Source organism: Pseudomonas fontis (assembly GCF_028656955.1).
In the GTDB taxonomy this organism is placed as follows: domain Bacteria; phylum Pseudomonadota; class Gammaproteobacteria; order Pseudomonadales; family Pseudomonadaceae; genus Aquipseudomonas; species Aquipseudomonas fontis.
In genome coordinates, this window is the sequence record NZ_JAMDGY010000011.1 from 194,248 (window position 1) to 213,520 (window position 19,273).

Consider the following 19,273-nt stretch of genomic DNA (forward strand, 5'->3'; position numbering starts at 1 on the left):
TTATGATGGAGTCAATCTGCCATACGTTAATGGAAATGGCGGCGCACTGAAATGTAAGATCGGGTGATTTAGCGATTTGGGATCCGTTTTTTTGGGATCCGCCCAACCTACAGTCTTCGCTTTCTTGCGACTCACTTCAACTTAACCCGCGCTCAAAGCTCGGCGTCTTGACGATGTCAACGGCTAACTGCGCCACGATCCCTTCACTCCCCACTGACGGGCTAAGCGATCGCTAGATCCGGCAACTGACCATCCCTAGGGCCGTCTGCTCTTGGCTGACTTTTGCCTTTCGCCACCGTTTGCTTTGGGTCGATTCCAGCCAGTAAGGAGATCATGCGCACTGGTCAAGTCGAATGCAAAAGGGTGGTCAAGTCCATGCAATTACCCACAATTCCGACCGCGCAGATATTTAGTAACAATCAATCAATGACGCAACTGATATAAGTCGGCCACTCTCCCCCCTGATGCATATGCGCATTTGAATATTTTTCAATCATCTGCCTGGCCTGTTCGTGGTGTGAGGTACCGAAGTCGAAATTCATTTGATCCCTATATGGCATGCGGCCTCTCCAGTAGCCCATACCCTGATCCAGCAAAATCTTGCTGACCCTACCCGACGCCCAGCTCACCGTGATAACCCGGCAGTGAAGCAAGTCACGGGGGCTGCTCATGATGTTGATGTTGATGTTGATGTTGATGTTGATGTTCGGGACGATATCAAACTGGCTCTTGAGCCAGAGCTCGAGAATGGCCTGCTGATTATCCGCCCGCATCCAATCATGGCTGAGCAGATAACTTGGCTGGTTACCGCTCGGCGCCAGAGTTTGTACTGATAACGATTGCAGATAATCACTACGGAACAGTTCCAGGAAGCCGCTTAGCAGCATCAGAGACCACGGCGACTTCAGGTAGCGATCCGAGTAGCTGATGGACACTGCCTGATCATTGGTAATCAGGGTGGCCAGCTCCGGCATCTGGGCGTCGATCAGGGTAGTTAGGCGTCTTCTCAGAGTGTTGACTGGGCCATCGAGCTGCGAGGTGATTTCAACAATGCGCGCTCCCTGCTTGCGTTGGTTCCAGCCACTGCTGTCGATGGTATTTCCTGGCACTGCTGCCATCAGTCTGCTGGTGACCCAGACCACATCAGAATGACCTTGTAGCCAATCGCCCCCGGGAACTCCAACACTGTTCATGCTGCTATACAGGCTTCTGACGCCTGCTTGAGATGACAACTGGGCAATCAGGTGGGGAGCTTGCAGATTTGTAGCATCCAGCTCGAGTAGCTCAACGCCCAAACGTGCAAGCAATGCTAGGGTTTCCTTTTGCTCGGCACTCAACAAAGCGGAATCGGTAATGCCGATCCTGACTTTGAGCCGCTCGGCGATTGCCCAGGTAAGCACCTGCTCCCTAAAACGTGGATGGTCGAGATCCCAGTTCACATGGTCGCCGTGTAGACACACTAGGATCGATCCTGTTTGATCACGGCGATCCAACGAACTAACGGCGAAACTCAGCTCACGCAGCGGGCCAACGGAGCAGTGGCGAGCGCCATGGATGTTTACGAATACATCTGGAAGCCCAAGGTGTTCAACCAGTTGAGACTCACTCAGCCATTGCAGCGCCAGTTTGCGGTCCAGTTCCTCGCGCTCGACACGGCTATCTTGGCTGGCTAGGCAATGCGAGCAGACATTCTCGCAGTCGACTGGGCAGCGCAGGCGCTCCAGCGCCTTATTCAGTAGCAGAGCGAGATCGCTCAGGCCGGCCAGAACGAAACCGGCACCACCGCTGACTTCATCGAACAACTGGATGACGGAGCGCCCTTGCCTGCTGTCTCTGTCGCGATCCAAACGATAGCTGAAACCCATCTCTCCGCTGGCAATACCGAGTCGGTCGGCGATCACATCGCGCATGGCGACGCCGATAGTCGCGGCGATCAGACGCCCCTTGATTGAGTCAAGTAGCCATTCTCCAGTGAGTGGGTTCCTGAGGAATATTTCCAATACATCGGTGCGAATCTGATAACCAAGATGCAGACCAGCCTTGACCGCTTCGCCCGAACAATCTCTCTCCTTGCGGCTGCCGGCAACTCCGCCAACCGGGCGGTGGGCTTTATCGGGCTGCAAATCCTTAGGCACTTCGCCCGAGGCGAGGATGGACTCGGCACGTCCACAGGTCATGCAGACGGCATAACCTTTTTCATGTTCGCCGGATGAGTGATGGAAAACACTGCCTTCATGACCAAAGCGCACAAAGCCGCAGCGTTCATCAGGCAGCGCAATGCTTTCTCCAATCAGCTGGATGCGCGGTCGCTCGACGCGGATGAACTTTTGCGAAGTGACGTCGTTGGTGGTTTCCTCGTAAAAGTCGGTTACGAAGCCGCCCGGACGAAGCACCATGCGGCGCTCGCTGGATGGAATCGGCGTCGTGCAATGCGAGCAGCACAGCCCTGCGTCGTTTGCATAGGCGTTTTCGATCACCCCAGTGCTACCGCACTCCGAGCAGCGCCAGGCGATATCGAACTTTTGTGCCTCGTTGACCTGTCCATCAGCATGCCACTGCAGGCTGACACCGGCGGAACGATAGACGCGTCCATCGATCACTACCTGTGCGCCGGGAGCATATTCACGAATTGCGATATTCAAGCTGCGTGATGGCATTTCCTTGTTGTCGAAGATGCTGTCTTCGCGACTAGCATCCTCTTTTCTATGTTGATGCAAGAAGTCTTCGACATTGTAAGTTTTGAGGCTCACTACATCCGTAGGAAAGCCATATCCAGGCAGGAATGCAGAGGACGCCAGATAGCGAAGCAGGTACTCATTCTCGTGGCGCTGTTTTTCCAGTGCCAGTGCCTTCTTGTAAGGCCCGTCGCTGGCGGCCTGAAGCTTCTGATTAATATTACGATACTCACCTAACCAGCGTTCCTCGAGATCGTGCAACGCCAGTCGGGCTCCACCAGTGATTGAGCTGAGCGAGCGGCCCTCCAAACAGGTGCCACGCACCAGTTGCTTCACCGGACTACCATATTCCTCGGCGCTCGCCGTTAGCCAGGCCTTGAAGTGTTGGCAGGGCGAGTCGTCCGGGGCGAAAAACCAGTGCAGGGTAAGCTTGGTACGATCGCCATCATTGCTGCTGTGCATGCGCAGGAATAACGCCAGCAACATAGAGTTGACATGCCGCTGCACAATACGCGCTGAGCTGAGCGTAATGATTGGGGCCGGAATGGCGGTTACGAACGGCCACTTAGGATTGGCGAAGGCTCGCTGATTATGTGGGTCGGCCTTGCAAAGCGTATAGGCAATAGCCCGCGCTTCCTTGCGTCGTCCGGCCCGGCCGGCGCGCTGCAGATAGTTGGCTGGATGTGGCGGTAGGTTATTCATCACCACGGCGGAAATGCCGCCGATATCCACCCCCATCTCCATGGTGGTGGAGCAATTCAGCGCGTTGATGTCGCCACGCTTGAACTCCTCAACATAGTTATCCAGCCGTTTTGCCGACTGTTGGGCCGAGTGTTCAGCTGTCCGATAGTAAAAACCACCCTCGACTGTACGGTCGCTGATATCAGTCCACAGTGACTCCTGACGTAACTGGGCAATTATTGGATCTTTTGCGACCAATTGACGGATCTGCATTTGCTTGCGCAATGGGCTGCCATCGTCCTTGAGACTACTAAAAGCTGGTAGCTGGATCTTTTGGCAACGGTAATCCTGGCTCTGTATTTTTTGCGGCAGATAGGGCGTCAGACCACGGAAGGTGGTGTCGAAGATACGCCGAGTCAGCGGGCAGACCCAGCCCTCGGTAGGCAGCGAGAAGGTAAGAGTTTCCAGGCGCAGACGATGGCCAGTATCGGAGGCCTCCAGAATGCCTGCACTGACTAGTGCCGTCCATGCCGCCTCTAGCCAGCTGTTGATCTTGTCGGCATCCGCACTCAGGTTGCGATCAAGGCCGGTTGCCAGCTCGAGCAGCTTGATCAGACGATTCGGCGTCCCAGGCTTGATCTGTGGCCATTTTCTGATGGTGTTGCTTTCCTGCACGTCCTCCCTCTTAGGCGAATAGAGCGCCTTTGGGCTGAAGCGGCTGCCCATCCAGCGACGCATTTTGGTTTCCATTGGGATGAACGTGTTTTCCCGGACGTAGAAATCGAGGGCCACTTTCAGGAAATCGCGCCAGTCTTCCGGTGTCAGAGAGCTTCTGGGATCATTAGCATCGCCTTCTGCGAGAGTGGCCCGAGTATCGACCCACAGCGGCGGAGGCGCCGAAACCTTGTTCAACCCCTGGTAGCCAACCTTGACTAGCCCCAGCGTTTCTGTACTGTTTTGATTCTTGGGCCGCCGGGCGTATTCGCGCGCCAGCAGTAAACGCGCCATAGTCAGACCGCCTTCATAGCCATCAAATAACGCCGGATTGGCATAGCGGTTGTAGCGCAAAATGAATTGGTCAATATCCTTCGCTGCTGCAATGGTTTGGGCCATCTGCTGCCAGGGAATAACTCTGGCCGGGCTTACCAGAGAGGCGCCGCTCTGCAAAAGCTCAGCTTTTTTACGCAGATCTGCCGCCGTACCGGCCAAGCCCTGTTTTTCCAGGCTGTCTGCTAGAACGAGCATTTCTGCAGGACTGCCGCTAGGAGTGTCTTTGGGAGCTGCGTCGACCTTGGCTTGCTCATTTCGCAGACTTTCGAACACCAGCCCCCGTAGCCGTGAACGCTCTGCCTCCTGCTGCATTCTGACTGCCATTCGCGCCGTGCCCTGGCGGCTGTCAGTGAAGGTGATCAGCTTGCGTCCGCGCCCCGGCAGTTCCTCGGGGGAACGGCCATTGCAATCTTCCTTGTCAGGATCGGGGCAGAATTCCAGAACCGTCGGTACGGCGTTGGCAACATAGAAGGGCGCACCGAGGTATGCCTTGCGTATAAAATCGTTGGTGCCAAATGATGAGTGATCGCAATTGCTGCAGCAGGAGTTTGCCTCCTCTACCAACACGATGCCGATATTGCGGGTAGCGTTCACGCCACCCAACTTCTGACTTTCGAGGTCCAAGTTGTACGAGAAATAGGGGTCGTGTGCTGCCTGCATCCCAGCAATGATCAGCCCCTTACTGCCGGCGTCGATTCTTGCCACTTCGGCAGGTGAGTCCTCGCCGCCCTGTTCGTGGTTGAGAGCGAACTCGTCACCCGCATAGGGACTAGGCTGGTGCAACTCACCGTTGCGATCCTCGGCCAGAAGGTGAGGTGTCTTGCAGTCATCACAGAAACCCAACTCATACACCGGGGCATGGCACTCGCAGCGTGCTCGCTGGTTCACATATACGTTACCGAACAACCAGTCCTGCAGATGACTGGATTTCGCTCTGCACTGTGGGTCGACACAAGCCCAGAGGCCATGAAGCATGCGCTGGAACAGGTGAACCCGAAGCTTGAGAAACGGAGGCTGGCTTTTATCCGGGTGAGTACCGGTCATGGTGTCGAGCCAGTCGAGCACCTCCCGCTGCTGTTCGAGCCGGGTGCCTCCCTGCAAATGCCCAGCAACCTCAGCTATCAGGTCGTTAAGGTCAAGTGGCGTGAGAGCGGTGATCACGACGTGACGCAGGCGCCGAGCAATGTTGCTCTGGCACAATGCCTCAAAGCGCGTAGGAGATACTTCGGCGTCCGGCTCGATATCGCAGATGGTCGTAAGGGCGATGTCTTCGCCTGGCGAGTCGAACGCAAGATCTGGCCAAACGCGCGAGCCGCCTATGACCTCAACCTGATCAAGTGCAACACCTGCAAGGTTTGCCAGATAGTGTTTCAGTCGCTCTTCGGCATCAGCGCCAGCTATAGTGGCCGAGGTAGCGATGAAACGAATTTGCTCGGACTGCATTCCAAAAGCCTGGACTACCCGGCGAAGCAATAGGGACAGTTCGGCTGCTTGGGAACCCACGTAGGTATGAGCCTCGTCGAGGACGATCCAGCGTAGTGACTGTTGCTGCTTCGAGATCTCCAGAATCGGGCTGTCGACCTGGCGTACCAGCATGTACTCCAGCATAGTGGCGTTGGTCATCAGGATGGGAGCGGGCTCCCTGCGTAGCAGTTCCCGCGACAGGATCTGATTGGGCTTCTGTTGCTGTTCCTTGCGGACTTTGTCGGCGCGCTCTTCGGTCTTGCCGTTGTAAAGGCAGAAGCGGATGTTATCGCTGTACTTGCGAGTCCAGGCGTCAAGGCGCTCCTGCTGGGAGTTGATCAGGGCATTGAGTGGGTAGAGGAATAGAGCGCGGACGCCCACCAGGGCTGCCGCACTGCACTCATGCTCGCGAACCAGATCTTCTAGGATCGGCACCATGAAACATTCGGTCTTGCCCGAGCCGGTGCCGGTAGTGATGACGGCCGAGCGCGGTTTTTCGTCGCGCAGGGTACGCCAAGCCTGCACTTGGTGAACGTAGGGATGTGCAGTTCTCGGGAACTGGTAAGCCGGCGCATTCTCCAATGTATCAAGCAGGCAGGATGACAGTAGCTGCTCATCCTGCAGATCCTGCAGGCGCAGCTTGGACTCCTTCCAGCCAAAAGTGTGCTCGAACACTGGTGGGGCCAGGAAACAACCGTCAGCCCCAAGCTCGTTCACCATACTTTGACTCAGATGCTGACGAAGGCCCGGATGATTGATGCCCAGAACACCCAGCGTCGCCTCGCGGGTACGTTCAAGGCTTTGCTGAATCAAATCCCTAAAAAAATGCATTGCAACTCCTTATGCCTCGTTCTGCGAGGCGAGTAAATAGGACACCACCAAGGCATGTACCGGTATGAACCAGCCTTGGCGGTCGAAGTCGGCAACCAGACGGATAGCAAATTTCAAATAGGCCGGCGTTGCTGGCAAGTCGGTGATTTTGGCCCGTCCAGCGGTGACAAAAGCCATGAAGATCGGTAGATAGGCCACTGCATCGGTGAACTCCGCCAGCGAAAGAGCTTTCACCAGAGGCGGCAGCAACTGCCTGTCAATCCAGCTGGAAAGTTCGCTGCCCAGCAAGGTAGGCCAGTTCCGATTGGCTTCATGCAGGTGCCTTAGGCCCTGATACCAAGCCGGCAGAACCTGCTCCAGAGGTAGCTTCTTTAATGAGCTGCAATTGCCAGTGCTTAGGTAGTCCCCAAGGTAATCGAAGCCGGAAACGATGCAACGCAGTGCCTCGGCGCGCTTCGAGACGAGAGTATTGACCAGTGCGTCAGGAAGTCCGGTCAGTCGCATATAGTCTTGGAACAGTCGATAGGCCTGTGCCCACAGTGGAAGCGGGATGGTTTCCCAGATGACGGAGAGTTCATCGCGGATGCGTGCGCAGAACGACTCATCCATCTCAAGGCGAAACACCGAGAAACTCAACGCCTCTTGATTGCGCGAAAGAGCCTTCCAGGTTTCGAAGGAAGAGAGTGGCAGGTGGCGGTAGTTCTGCTTCAAGTCAGCCAAGTACTGCCAGCCGCTGTGGTTGAAATCGTACGCCATGGCTGCAATCTGTTGGTCGATGGCATGCGGATTGTGCTCAGGGTGAAAAACCTCTGCAGCACGGTGCAGTGAGCATATTTCAGCGGCGGTATCCAAGCCATTGACAGGTACCACGTATAAAGCCGGGCGAAAGCGAATGCTTGAGGATTCTGCCGGGTAGATCAGCCACGGTCCACGGGGCTGCATGGCTTGCGGTATCTCAAAGCTGCCGATGCCAACGGCTTCGCTGGTCCTCTCGGTCAATTGCAACGGGGTACGCTTGGGGTCGGATAGGAGCATGGCTTCAGCCTGCACGCCATCCAGTACGGAGGTATTAGAAACGCCACTCACGTAGAAGGCATGCCGTCCCTCCCACTGCAGCTGGCCACCATAGCGGCGTATATCGAGCTTCAGCAGCGGTTGTTCGGTTTCCAGAGAAAATCTGATGTAGGCATCCTGTTCATCCACTGCCCCCAACATGTTCTGCATGTCGCCTAAGTAGCTGAACAGGTTGAGCATTACAGGTGCTGAGCCAACCCGGATGCTGTATGTCCGCTGCGGATGCGGCTGTTCCGCGCATATCAGCTCCAGCTGCATATGGAAGTTCTGTCCCTGGGTAAGACCTGAGGTCAGTGAAATGCGATGGCCCATCAGATCGGCCAATATCAACTCCCTGGCTCGCGACGGATTGCCATATTGATCCAGCAGGCGTGCCCCCTGGTAAGGATAGGGCAGGTGAAGCTGGAGAGACGGCAGTCCTTGGCCTAATTCGAGAACAAAGGTCGAAGGGGGGGCCTCACCTTGGTGGCGCATGTAAAGTGAATTTTCGTCCCGTTCCACTACCAGAGCATTGCTGACGACGTGTAAATCTAGTTGTGCAACCCCTTTGATCTGGAGACGTGCAGGCTGTTCTCGTACTCCCGGGAATAGCGAAAGATTGAAATCTCTGGGTAGGACACCGAAACGGCGCTGCAATAGTGTCTTGCCCGAGCGGGTGCGTAAGGTATAACGAGCTGAGCCACAACGGCTGCTACGTTGACGGTCCAGTAGCTCGCCATTGACGAACTCAAGCAAGTCCTCTCTGGCATGAGGGTAGCCTTCAGGCAGTTCTAGGTTGGGCCAGCCAAGGTAGACCATCGCAGGAGAGCTTTCGTAAAGTGCAAATATACCCGTGAGAGTTGGTTTAGCGTCATCGTTGTCTGCCTGATTCAGCTCGACCTGATAGTGGTCATCCCCCCTTACCAGAGATAGGTTGACGTTTGCCTCCAGCCAGAGGCCGTTCTCCTGATCCTCGAGCAGAAAATTTGCAGCGCCACCTTCGCAATTGGTGGCAAAGCCCGGGGGGACTCGGAGTCGAACCAATCCGGATGACAGCGAGCAACTGGACGAAGCGACCAGTTGCCAGCGTTCGGAGCGATTCTCGAAAATCAAGGGTATGTCGTGGTAGTCGAGGGCACTACCATCGAAGAACTGGCAATGAACCATTCGCCCGTTATCCAGCAACCGAAGGCTCAGCGGCTCGTCAAGTCTGCGACGTTCGAGTGTGACCTGAGGGTTGGAGAAGCGGACCTTGAAGCCTTGTTCAGTGAGCTGGCCGTAAACGGCGGGACCTCTGGCCAAGAGCCTTTCACCTTCGTAATAAGCCAACTCAAGGCGGGTACTGCCCAGACTCGTCGGATCGACTACGAATGTTGCCTCCTGAGGCAGGATCAATTCGGTGCGGATCAACCACTGAGGCAATGTGCCATACAGAAAATGCTCGCAAGTGAAGACCCTGGCCTTCTCTAAGGCCTCCTTGCGCTCCTGACGTTTCTGTCCTGCATCGCGTAGCCAATCATTGAGCAGCGTGCGGGAGTTGCTTTCATCCAGCGGAATTGGGAAGGCATCCGTCCAGCCTGGTGCGACCTTATCTAGGTAGTTGGCTGGATCCTGTTGATCCTTCAAGGGGTAGTGCTCGACCAGATACATGAGCTGATCAACGATGCCCGCCAGCAGCCGTCGCGTTTCCAAGTTGCGGAAGATGAGCGGTAGCTCATTTTCGAAGTCCGCCATCAAATCCGCTGTTGTTCTGCGGTTACCTTCAGTGCGATAGAAGTGCTTGATCCCCCTGCGCACAGCCCGTCCAAATCCGTGCGACTCACTTTGCACCAGTGGCCAAGGAAGGCCGCCTTCGGCAAATAGAGAGCCGAGCCAGTCGCGACTATTCTCACGAAAGCGTATCGGTCTACTCCAGTACGCCAGCCCGCTACTTGTCAGGCTGGCATGCTGCTGCGGGGACAAGGAGATCCCAAGTAATGTTTCCGGCCCCGACCATGACCATGAGCTGTTGTAGTCGCGCCGATACTGCTCACTGACAAACAGGCAAAAGCAAGCAGCCAGGTGAGTTGAGTAGTTTTGTACTGAGCCTCTTCTAAAGTAGCTGCTCAACATTTCAATTAGTGACCGATACTCAGACTCAGTAACGTGATAGCTGTAGAGTGGCTTACCGTCAGGACCTTTAAACATAGTCCGGATGAACAGGAGTTCACTTAGCCATGCCTTAGCAGCAGTGGTGGCAGGTGCGTTCAATTCCATCGAAAACTCCTTTTATGTTCTCTGGCTCTACGCAGACTGCATGCCAGGTCCTGCCATAACTTTTTTGGTTAAATGCTCGTTCTAGTCGAGCTCAACAACTCTATTCCCGCATCCTTCTTCAGCAGCTCATACACGACCGTCAGGAACACATCTCGCGTGGATTCGTCGCTCAGCAGCTTGGTCGCCATGCTAGTGTGACTGCTCATTGCACTGGCAATGGCCTGGATGGCTTTGCTCGGCAGGTCAGCCTTCATCGCCTGGTCCATGGTGTTGTTCTGCACCTGAGCCATGACCACGGTATCGCCACGCAGCTTTTCGGACACATGCACCGCGAATGCCACTTGATCTGTATCGGTGATGTCTTTGCCGAAAGCGTTATTGAGCTTTTCGATCAGCTCGGTGAGGTATTTTTTCTCCCGGTCGCGGGCGTCGCGCAAGCCGTTATCGGTGATGCCATATAGCTCAGGTGCCTCACCCACGGCTGAAAGCCCTGCCAGCCCCTCTCCTTTTTTGATCTTGTAGTGGCTGAGTTTGAGATCATCCAGATCCACCTGTTCGGCGCTGACGCCCTTCAAGCGTTTACGCAGCAGCCGAGCGTAGCTGGCGAAAGCTTCCAGCGCAGGGTCGCCGAACTCCACCAGTTGAGCAATGTACTCATAGGTGCGGACGAACTTGGTCAGGCTCTCGCTGAAGATCATCAATTCATCACGACCCATGCAGTACTCCGCCCGTTGTACGTCGGAGTACTCCATCCCCTTTTCGTCACCGTTGTCGTGAGCGGCCTCCCAGGCCTTTTCCCACTGGTCGATGCCATCGTTGAGGGTCTTTAGCTTGCCGTTGAAACGGTCGGTGGCTGATTGAGTCAGCGAATAAAGCTTCTGGTGAGTGACATTGCGATTCACGATGGCTTCGCCAAACGCCTCGACCTCAGCGGCTTCATAGATGAACATGCCATCCAAGCGCTGCTTGATGTCGTAGACAATGTTCGGGTCCTGAATATCTGCCACTTGAGCATCACGGTAGAAGGTCTTGAACGCTGCCAGGATCTCTTCTGCCTCGTTAGCAAAGTCGATGACGTAGGTCTTGTCCTTGCCGGGGAAGGTTCGATTCAACCGCGACAGCGTCTGCACTGCCTCCACACCCGAGATTTTTTTGTCCAGGTACATTGCCACCAGCTTGGGTTGGTCGAAGCCGGTCTGGTACTTGTTGGCAACGATCATCACCCGGTAATCCGGGGTGTCGAACACCTTTCGCATATCGCGGCCATTGAGGCCGGGGTTTAAGTTGGTCTCGCTGAACTGGTGATCCGCAGGCAGGCCGGTTTCCTGCACATCGCTATTGGGCACCTCACCGGAGAACGCCACCATCGCCTGCACGTTGTCGTAGCCCTTGCGCTGGCAGTAGTCCAGCAGCGCCAAGTGGTACTTCACCGCAGCGGCACGCGAGCTGGTCACCACCATGGCCTTGGCCTGACCACCGAGCAAGTGTGCAACGTTCTTGCGGAAGTGCTCGACGATCAGCTCGACCTTCTGCCCCACGTTCACCGGATTCAGTGACAGCCACTTGGCCAGCTTGCGCCGGGCACTCTTCTCGTCCACACGTTTGTCGTCGACAAACTCGCTGCCGATTTTGAACGCCACGTTATAGCCGGTGTAGTTCTTCAGCACATCAAGGATAAAGCCTTCCTCGATGGCCTGCTGCATGGTGTAAAGGTGAAACGGTGCCGGAGGATTTTCCTGGTTCACCGGCTGCGCCGCATTTCGCGGGCGGCCAAACAAACTTAGAGTCGAATGCTTGGGCGTGGCGGTAAAGGCAAAGTAGCTGGCATTGCCCGGTCGGCTACGCGATGACTGCCATACCGATAAACGCTCCTCTTTGCTCAGTTTGTCCCACTCGTCCTCACTCTGCCCGGTCAGCACATAGCGCAGGTCATCGGCGGTACTGCCGCCAGTGGAGCTGTGCGCCTCGTCGATAATGATGGCGAAACGACGGTCACGCAGGCTGGTTTCACCTAGAATGGCCTTCTGTGCATAGGGAAAAGTCTGCAGGGTACAGACGATGATCGGCACGCCGTCTAGCATTGCCTTGGCCAACTGCTGGCTCTTGGGGAGGCTGGATTGCTGACGGTCGATGGCGCACACCACCCCTGCCTGGTGCTCGATCTGCTGGATGGCATCCTGCAACTGCTGATCCAGCACCTGGCGGTCAGTGACCACGATCACGCTATGGAAATACGGCTCGCCATCCGGGCGACGCACGCGGATCAACGAATGCGCCGTCCAGGCAATGGTATTGGTCTTGCCCGAGCCAGCGCTGTGTTGGATCAGATAAGGCTGCCCGGCACCCTCGATGCGCACCGCGTCGATCATCTTGGTTACGCCTTCCCACTGATGGAAGCGCGGGAAAATCAAACCTTCCTTGAAGTAGGTCTTGCCGTTCAAATCCTGGGCTTCCTTGCGCTCCTGAAGCACGTAGCGATGGAAGATGTGCAGCCAATTATCCTTCTGCAGCACCCGCTTCCAAAGGTAGCTCACCGGGTAGCTGTCATTGTCGCCGGGTGGATTACCCGCCGCGCCATCGTTTCCCCGGTTAAACGGCAGAAAGAAAGTCGAATCCCCGGCCAGTTTGGTGGTCATGCGGATATCGCTGTCGCTCATGGCGAAGTGCACCACTGCACCACGCTTGAAGGTCAGCAGCGGTTCAAACCCGCCACTCTTGCGCTCCGGCTTGCGGTCCATCCGGTACTGCTGCATGGCAGCCTGCACCGACTGGGTGAAGTCGGTCTTAAGCTCCACCGTAGCCACGGGAATACCATTGATAAAGAAGGCCAGGTCGATCTCGTCGGTCTTGTCCAACGAGAAACGCAGCTGCGGTACCACGCGCAGGCGGTTGCTCGCATAGCGCTGAATCACCGTCTCGTTGCGATCATCCTCCGGTAACCCCTGGCTCATGGCTAAGGTGCCGCCACCGGCCACGGCGAAGCCGTAACGCAGCACATTCACCGTTCCGCCATCGACCTTGTTTTCCAGTTGTTTAACCAGCCGATCCAGCACCACATCGCGAGTGCCAGTACCGTTCATGGCATGCAACTTGGCCATGGCCTGCGGCTGGCTTTCCTCCAGCCAACCGAGCACATCATCAGGGAACAGCGCCCGCGCCGCGTCATAGTCGGCGGACTTGCCGACCAACCAACCAGCAGCAGCCAGTTGCTCGACGATATGGCGTTCGAGTTCGCATTCGTGGTGGATGTGGCTCATGGGGCGATCCTTCGTCTGGCCCGCCCCTATCTGAGAGAGGCAGTTTGTCTAAAGTTGGTCTTGAGTTCGTCTAATGCTCGGTGCCGACAAGCTGAGCCACCAGTCAAATACCCATCAAATACAAAAAACATCAGGCTAACGCCGCAAGCGTAATGATTTAGAGGCTTTAGCCTTGAAAATATGCCGCCCAACAGACGACGAATCAAATACCCGTCAAATACAACGCCACTCAAGCCCAGTAGGGCAGATAGCGTGAGTTTTTGTTGGACTGTCCCTCTTCATAGGGCTTGATAACCTGTACCTCTTTTGCGTCCCGAATAATCCGCGATGCCATCGCACTGTTTTTGGCATCGATTCCAAAGCGTTCACGCAGCGTCGTATTAGTCATCGGGTCACGCAGCACATAACGCAGGCAAGCATGCAGATAGCAGGCATATACCCGCTCCTGCTTGTCCATGTCCTTGAGTGCTCGGTGAGCGAACAGTACGACCCGTAGAGAGCCATCAGGGCGCTCCCAGCGCGGCGGTGGTAATTGATAGAGTTCCGTATCGGAAACCACCTTGTCCACGCCGCTACCCCGTTCTTCACAGATGCCGACGCGTCGCATAAAAGAGGCCAGCGCCTCATTGCGTGAGCGAGGCGGACTATCGAGAAAACGATCAACATCGACCAAAGGCTCACCGGGATTGGTGATCTCAAGGCGGTCATCAAAAATCTCCACCATAGGGCCTGCACCCGACACAGAGAAATCCTGATGGATCAGGGCATTGGCAATCAGCTCACGCACTGCCAAGTCCGGGTACATCGGCACATCCTTGCGCAGGGCCTTTCCAATTACCTCATTTCGAGGTAGCAGTGCACTGAGAAAATCAATCAACCCCTCGAAACCGCTGGCATAGCCCTTGTGCCCCTGCTGCTCACGTACGGTTTTCAGACGCCCCTTGCCTTCATAAACAATCAGCCGCACCGCCTTGCGCGCTAGCCCTTTGAATTTCTGCAACTCACGGGCAAACAAAATCGCGCCGAGGTTGGTGATCTCCCAGCGCTTGGCCGCATCACAACGCAGCATGCCATCTTCTTGCAGACGGCTGAGAATACCGCTCTGATCCGTAGGCAGTGGAAGCCCCAGCAATTGGAAATAAGCAGGGTAATCAAGTAAGGCCAAAGCCTCAGAAGCATCCAGATTGCTTGCCGCCGACAGCTCCTCGAAGGGGGTTCGGTCGAATACTCGCCAGAGCGCACGCTCTTGTTCAGGGAAGTCTTTCAACGGTTTCTTGTTCGAGCCAATCCGGATTAGCTCACGCCCCTCAAAGGTCGTCGGCTTACTGTGTGCGCTGGGGATTTCCAACAAAACCAAAGGTTTGCCGTCGACTTCGAAGGCATGAAAACGAAAATGCAGCCGAGGACTCAGCAGTCGCAGCAGCCAGCTTTCGAGCTCCTCGTTACCTTTCTTCGCGCTGTGCGGTTTGAAAGTAGTACCGACAATCTCATGGGTCTTGTCACTCACACCCCAGACCAGATAGGCATTGCTCTTGCCGTCCAGAGCTGCCGCATTGGATAAAGCAGCTAGGTACTCACCAATTTCCTGTGGATCGGCGTTGTTGTGTTTGAACTCCAGCCACGGGGTTTCGGCCGGGAGCTTACACAGCTCCCTGACCAAGCTGATCAGGTAATCGGCATTACGTTCCAAGGTCATGACGCCCTCCTAAAATTATGGGTGCCCGACAACTGACTCGCTGAGCTGCACAGAAAAGTGTCTGGCTTGCTCATTCTGCCTCCGGTTCGGGGGTAACGCTGTTTAACTGCTGATCCTGCCAGGCTGCGTAGGTTTGCCCCGTGCCCTCAACCACCCAGGAGGTGCGCCCATTGGCGGAACGGCCACACACCACGGCGGCGGCAGCGCTGGGGCTGCTGAAGGCATAGTCGTCGCTAAACACCAGGTTATTGCTGCCTTGTGCGACCATGACGCCTTCGCCGACCAGTTGCTTGAATAATCCCTGGTAGCCACGCTCGGTACCCACCCACTCGGCGCGGGCCTTAGAGCCCTTGAGCACAAAGAACTCGCCGTCGATTTCCTGCCCTTGCGCGCTGATGCTGTAACGCGGCACCTCCAGATTGAAGCGCGGCGAGTGGCTGACTGGAATGGCCGGGCTGGTACTGACGGCAGCGGAAGGCTTGGTCAGCTCACGCAGAAAGTCGAAGCCCAGCACCGGCAGCACGGTACGGATCTGCTCTAGGAAGAAGGCCATATCAGCGCGGTCGGACTCCGGCAGACTGCCATAATCATGCGCAGTGCCATTAAGCAGCTCGCAGCGGCCGACTTGGTTAGCGATGCTGATCAGCAGGCTTTCCAGATACTTCACATGGGTCTTGGTCAAGTTCTGGTCCTTGCTGGTGACCAGACAAACCTTTTCCCAGAAGTCTTTGCCGCCCGCCGTACCCTCGGAGGCCTCCGGGCGGTTGTGCTGTTTGAGGCGCTTGGCCACGTCATCCGACTCGCCGATATACACCTTGGAGCGCAGATTGTTATCCGGGTCGGGGCCGACCAGAAAATACACGCCGGTTCGCCCGCACTCGGGACGCTGCACCAGCTCGGCCAGCTTGCTGCGCGGGCCGGTGAGAACATGGCCGGTCCAGTTCATGATCTCGGCAGTAAGAAGTCCATTGGGCGTACCGTCCACCAGAAACAAACGGATGCTGCGGCCTGGGTTCATGTGGCCTCCCGCAGGTCGATTTGGCCGGTGACGGCGGCCGTGATTAGGGCGGAGCGGCGTTCTTTGAGTAGAGCAATGCTGCGCGCGGTTTTAGTTAGCAAAACATCAAGGCTATCGGACTCAATGCGAACATGATCTGCAATTTCTCGCTGCTCACGCTTTGGCGGAAAAGCAAACCGGTATTGGCGAAACTTCTCAGCTGGCAGATGCGCAATAGTTGCCTTGGAATCCGATTCCTCAAAAACCCCGCGCTTTTTTGCGGTAAGAAGTGAAAAGAAGAAAAATTCTGCCGTATCCGTGTTTTGTAAGCGCGGACGCAAACGATGTAGAGCTTTCTGGTAGCCGAAAACAGAGCTTTCACCCCTCCAGATAGCTGCACGCCCTACATCCCCACCTTCGCAGACCATCAAATCCCCATCCATGACGGTATAACGTTCAATCTCCGCCGGATGAATATCCATTTCAGGAAGATTTTGGATATTGATGGCCCCCCATTGCACATCCTGATTTCTAAGGTAAGGAACCAGGCTAGTCTTGGTGAGCTTTTTCTCGTCGAGCATTTTCCCTAGCTCAACTGAGTATCGGAAACTCAGCTTGCAGACGGCCCAATGCTCAGGCACCTCTCCCAGCCACTCTACGCCGGAGTCTTTCATCTTCACATTCGGATCGAGACCCTTCGTGACGGCATGGGTGATCAGCGCCTGGCGCTTTTCGCGCAGCAGTTCGATAAAGCGGGCTTTCTTCTCCACCAACGCGTCGATGCGGACGGTTTCGCGATCGAGGTGGGAAAGAATTGCGCATTGCTCCTCGCTGGGTGGAATTGTGAGCTGCATGGATGTCCATGCCTCCATACGGAGAGCCTTTGTTCCATGCCCGGCCTCCTCAAGACGGCACAGCGACTCATCTGCCAAGCCTCTGAGCAAATGAGCCAGAAATCTCCCATCCAGCTTCGACGACGCATGCAGAGCCTTCAAATCTTGATTGATTGCCATCGGCACCATGGCTTCAGCCACCGGAAATATCCGCGCCAGAATCATTCCCCTGACCACAACCAAAACGCTTCCTGCAGGAACCAGAGATGCAGCACCAGATGTAACCGCCAGCTCTGTCAGATGATCTTGCGTGTCCTCAAGCTGTTCCTTTTTGAGGTCTTTGGCCGAGGCCCAAGGGATATCGCCATCCCAAAATTCCTGCTTGTCTTTGCTGGGAGTGCCTCCGCTACGGAAAGTCACGACGTACTTGAGTGGCGAGACAGCCCAATGCCCCGGCACCTGCCCCAACCACTCCACCCCGGAATCCTTGTACACCGGGTACGGCTTGTAATGACTCACGCCGTCACCTCACCCAGCAGCGCGGCAATCTCCGTCTCCACTGCCTTCAAGTCGGCATCGATCTCAGCCAGCGCACGCGGTGGCTGGTAGACGTAGAAGTAGCGGTTGAAGTTGATCTCGTAGCCGACGATGCCGACCTGGCCGTCCTTCGCATCAAGCTTGCCGGTATCGATCCAGGCATCCGACACGTGCGGCAGCACTTCACGGGCGAAGTATTCGTCGATGGACTGGTTGAGCGGCACGTTCTCGAACTCGCGTAGGTCGCTGTCCGCCTGCATATTGCCTTTGTCGTCCAGTACCGGTTGGGCTTCGGCAGCACGCTCGCCGAAGCAGGCCAATGCGGCTTTCAGCGCGCCTTTGCTGAGTTTCTTGATGCCAGCGGCGTTGAGGAAGGCCGGCAAGTTATCGAAGCTGCCGGAAACGTTAGCGAACTCTTCAACCTGATCGGCACCCTTGGTGGCCTGGTAAGCGGCGAGCTTGTCCGGCGTGACCGAGAAGCGCAGGCGCAGCGGGCGCTCGACGGTGATGCGCCGGTAGCCGAAGTCGGTGGTGGCAAACACCTTGCTGTTCGAACCGTTCTTACCGGCCTCATGCAGCTTGGCAATTTCTGCGATCTGCTCCTCAGCGAGAAACTTACGCTTGCTGCCCAGGCTTTTACGCATGGGCGCGTGCATGGCGGTGGCGTCGATCAGTTGCACCTGGCCTTTGCGCGCGGCTTCCTTATGGTTGGACAGCACCCAGATATAGGTGCCGATGCCTGTGTTGTAGAACAGGTCGTTGGGCAGGGCGATGATCGCCTCCAGCCAGTCATTCTCCAGAATCCAGCGACGGATCTCCGATTCGCCGGAGCCCGCACCGCCATTGAACAGCGGAGAGCCGGACAAGACGATACCGATCCGTGTGCCACCCTGCTCTGCCGGCTTGCGCTTGGACAGTAGGTGCATAAGGAACAGCAGTGAGCCATCGCCCACTCGTGGCAGGCCGGCACCGAAGCGCCCGGCGAAACCAAGACTGGCCTGCTCGTCCTGCACCTGCTTCTGCACCTTCTCCCACTTCACGCCGAACGGCGGGTTAGCCAGGCAGTAGTCGAACTGCTCATGGGGCAACAGGTCGCTGGAAAGGGTGTTACCTAGCTTGATGTTCTTGGTGTCATAACCCTGAATCAACTTGTCCGCCACCGAGATGGCGTAGGTTTCCGGGTTCAATTCCTGAGCGTAAGGCACCAGGCGGGCATTGGGGTTCCACTCAGCCACCTGCTCGATGGCTGAGGAGAGGAAGCCGCCCGTACCAGCAGCGCAGTCATACACGGTGCGCACCACGCCTTCGCCATTCAGCGCCTGATGGTCGGGTGCGAAGATCAACGTAGTTGCAAGACGCACCACGTCACGCGGGGTGAAGAACTCTCCGGCGGTGTCGTTGGCGGACTCAGCGAACTTTCGGATCAGATGCTCGAACACCAGACCCATTTCGTGGTTGCTGATAACGCTGGGATGCAAATCGATGCTAGCGAACTTCTGCGTCAATAGGTACAGCAGGTTGGCGGTTTCCAGTCGGCTAAGCCAATCAGCAAAATTGAAGTGCTGAAATACCTGATGGGCATTGGCCGAAAATTTGGCGATGTAATTTTCCAGATTGGCGCGGGTGCTGGTGGAGCCGACGCTTTCCAAAGCAAACTGCGAGACGTTATAGAAGGTAGCCCCGGCGGTGGTAGGCAGAATCAAATCCATATCCACGCCGCTGGCGTGCATTGCCAGAAACTGGCTGCGCACCTTGTCGCGGGTAGGTTCCAGCACGCACTCCAGACGACGCAGCACAGTAAAAGGCAGGATGATGCGACCGAACTCGGACTGCCTGAAATCGCCACGTAGCACATCGGCCACGTTCCAGATGAAATCGGCGAGATTTTGCTGTTGCTGGTTCACGCAGGAATCCTTTAAACGGGTGAACGCAGGGAGGTTTGT

7 protein-coding genes are annotated in these 19,273 nt (G+C 56.1%); all 7 read right to left on the reverse strand.

What is annotated here, in order from left to right:
* Positions 1-419: 419 nt before the first annotated feature.
* Positions 420-6,701, reverse strand: coding sequence for a DEAD/DEAH box helicase (locus tag M5G11_RS03925; RefSeq protein ID WP_273909533.1), 6,282 nt, complete (start codon positions 6,699-6,701; stop codon positions 420-422).
* A 9-nt stretch (positions 6,702-6,710) separates the two neighbouring features.
* Complete coding sequence (locus M5G11_RS03930) at positions 6,711-10,010, reverse strand: STY4851/ECs_5259 family protein (RefSeq protein ID WP_273909532.1); 3,300 nt, start codon at positions 10,008-10,010, stop codon at positions 6,711-6,713.
* Positions 10,011-10,078: 68 nt separating this feature from the next.
* Positions 10,079-13,267, reverse strand: a complete 3,189-nt coding sequence (locus M5G11_RS03935; RefSeq protein ID WP_273909531.1) for a type I restriction endonuclease subunit R — start codon at positions 13,265-13,267, stop codon at positions 10,079-10,081.
* 229 nt (positions 13,268-13,496) lie between these two features.
* Positions 13,497-14,963 carry an ATP-binding protein gene (locus M5G11_RS03940; protein ID WP_010562359.1) on the reverse strand — a complete coding sequence of 489 codons (1,467 nt, stop codon included), beginning with the start codon at positions 14,961-14,963 and terminating at the stop codon, positions 13,497-13,499.
* A gap of 70 nt (positions 14,964-15,033) precedes the next feature.
* The gene (locus tag M5G11_RS03945) at positions 15,034-15,981 is read right to left on the reverse strand and encodes a GIY-YIG nuclease family protein (RefSeq protein WP_010562358.1); all 948 of its coding nucleotides are present in this window, start codon (positions 15,979-15,981) and stop codon (positions 15,034-15,036) included.
* Positions 15,978-17,312 (reverse strand): restriction endonuclease subunit S, encoded by a 1,335-nt coding sequence (locus tag M5G11_RS03950; protein WP_236202538.1) that lies wholly within the window; start codon positions 17,310-17,312, stop codon positions 15,978-15,980. Before M5G11_RS03950 ends, M5G11_RS03945 begins: the two co-directional genes overlap by 4 nt.
* Positions 17,309-19,234, reverse strand: a complete 1,926-nt coding sequence (locus tag M5G11_RS03955) for a type I restriction-modification system subunit M (protein WP_273909530.1) — start codon at positions 19,232-19,234, stop codon at positions 17,309-17,311. The genes M5G11_RS03950 and M5G11_RS03955 overlap by 4 nt, the downstream gene beginning before the upstream one ends.
* Positions 19,235-19,273 lie beyond the last annotated feature (39 nt).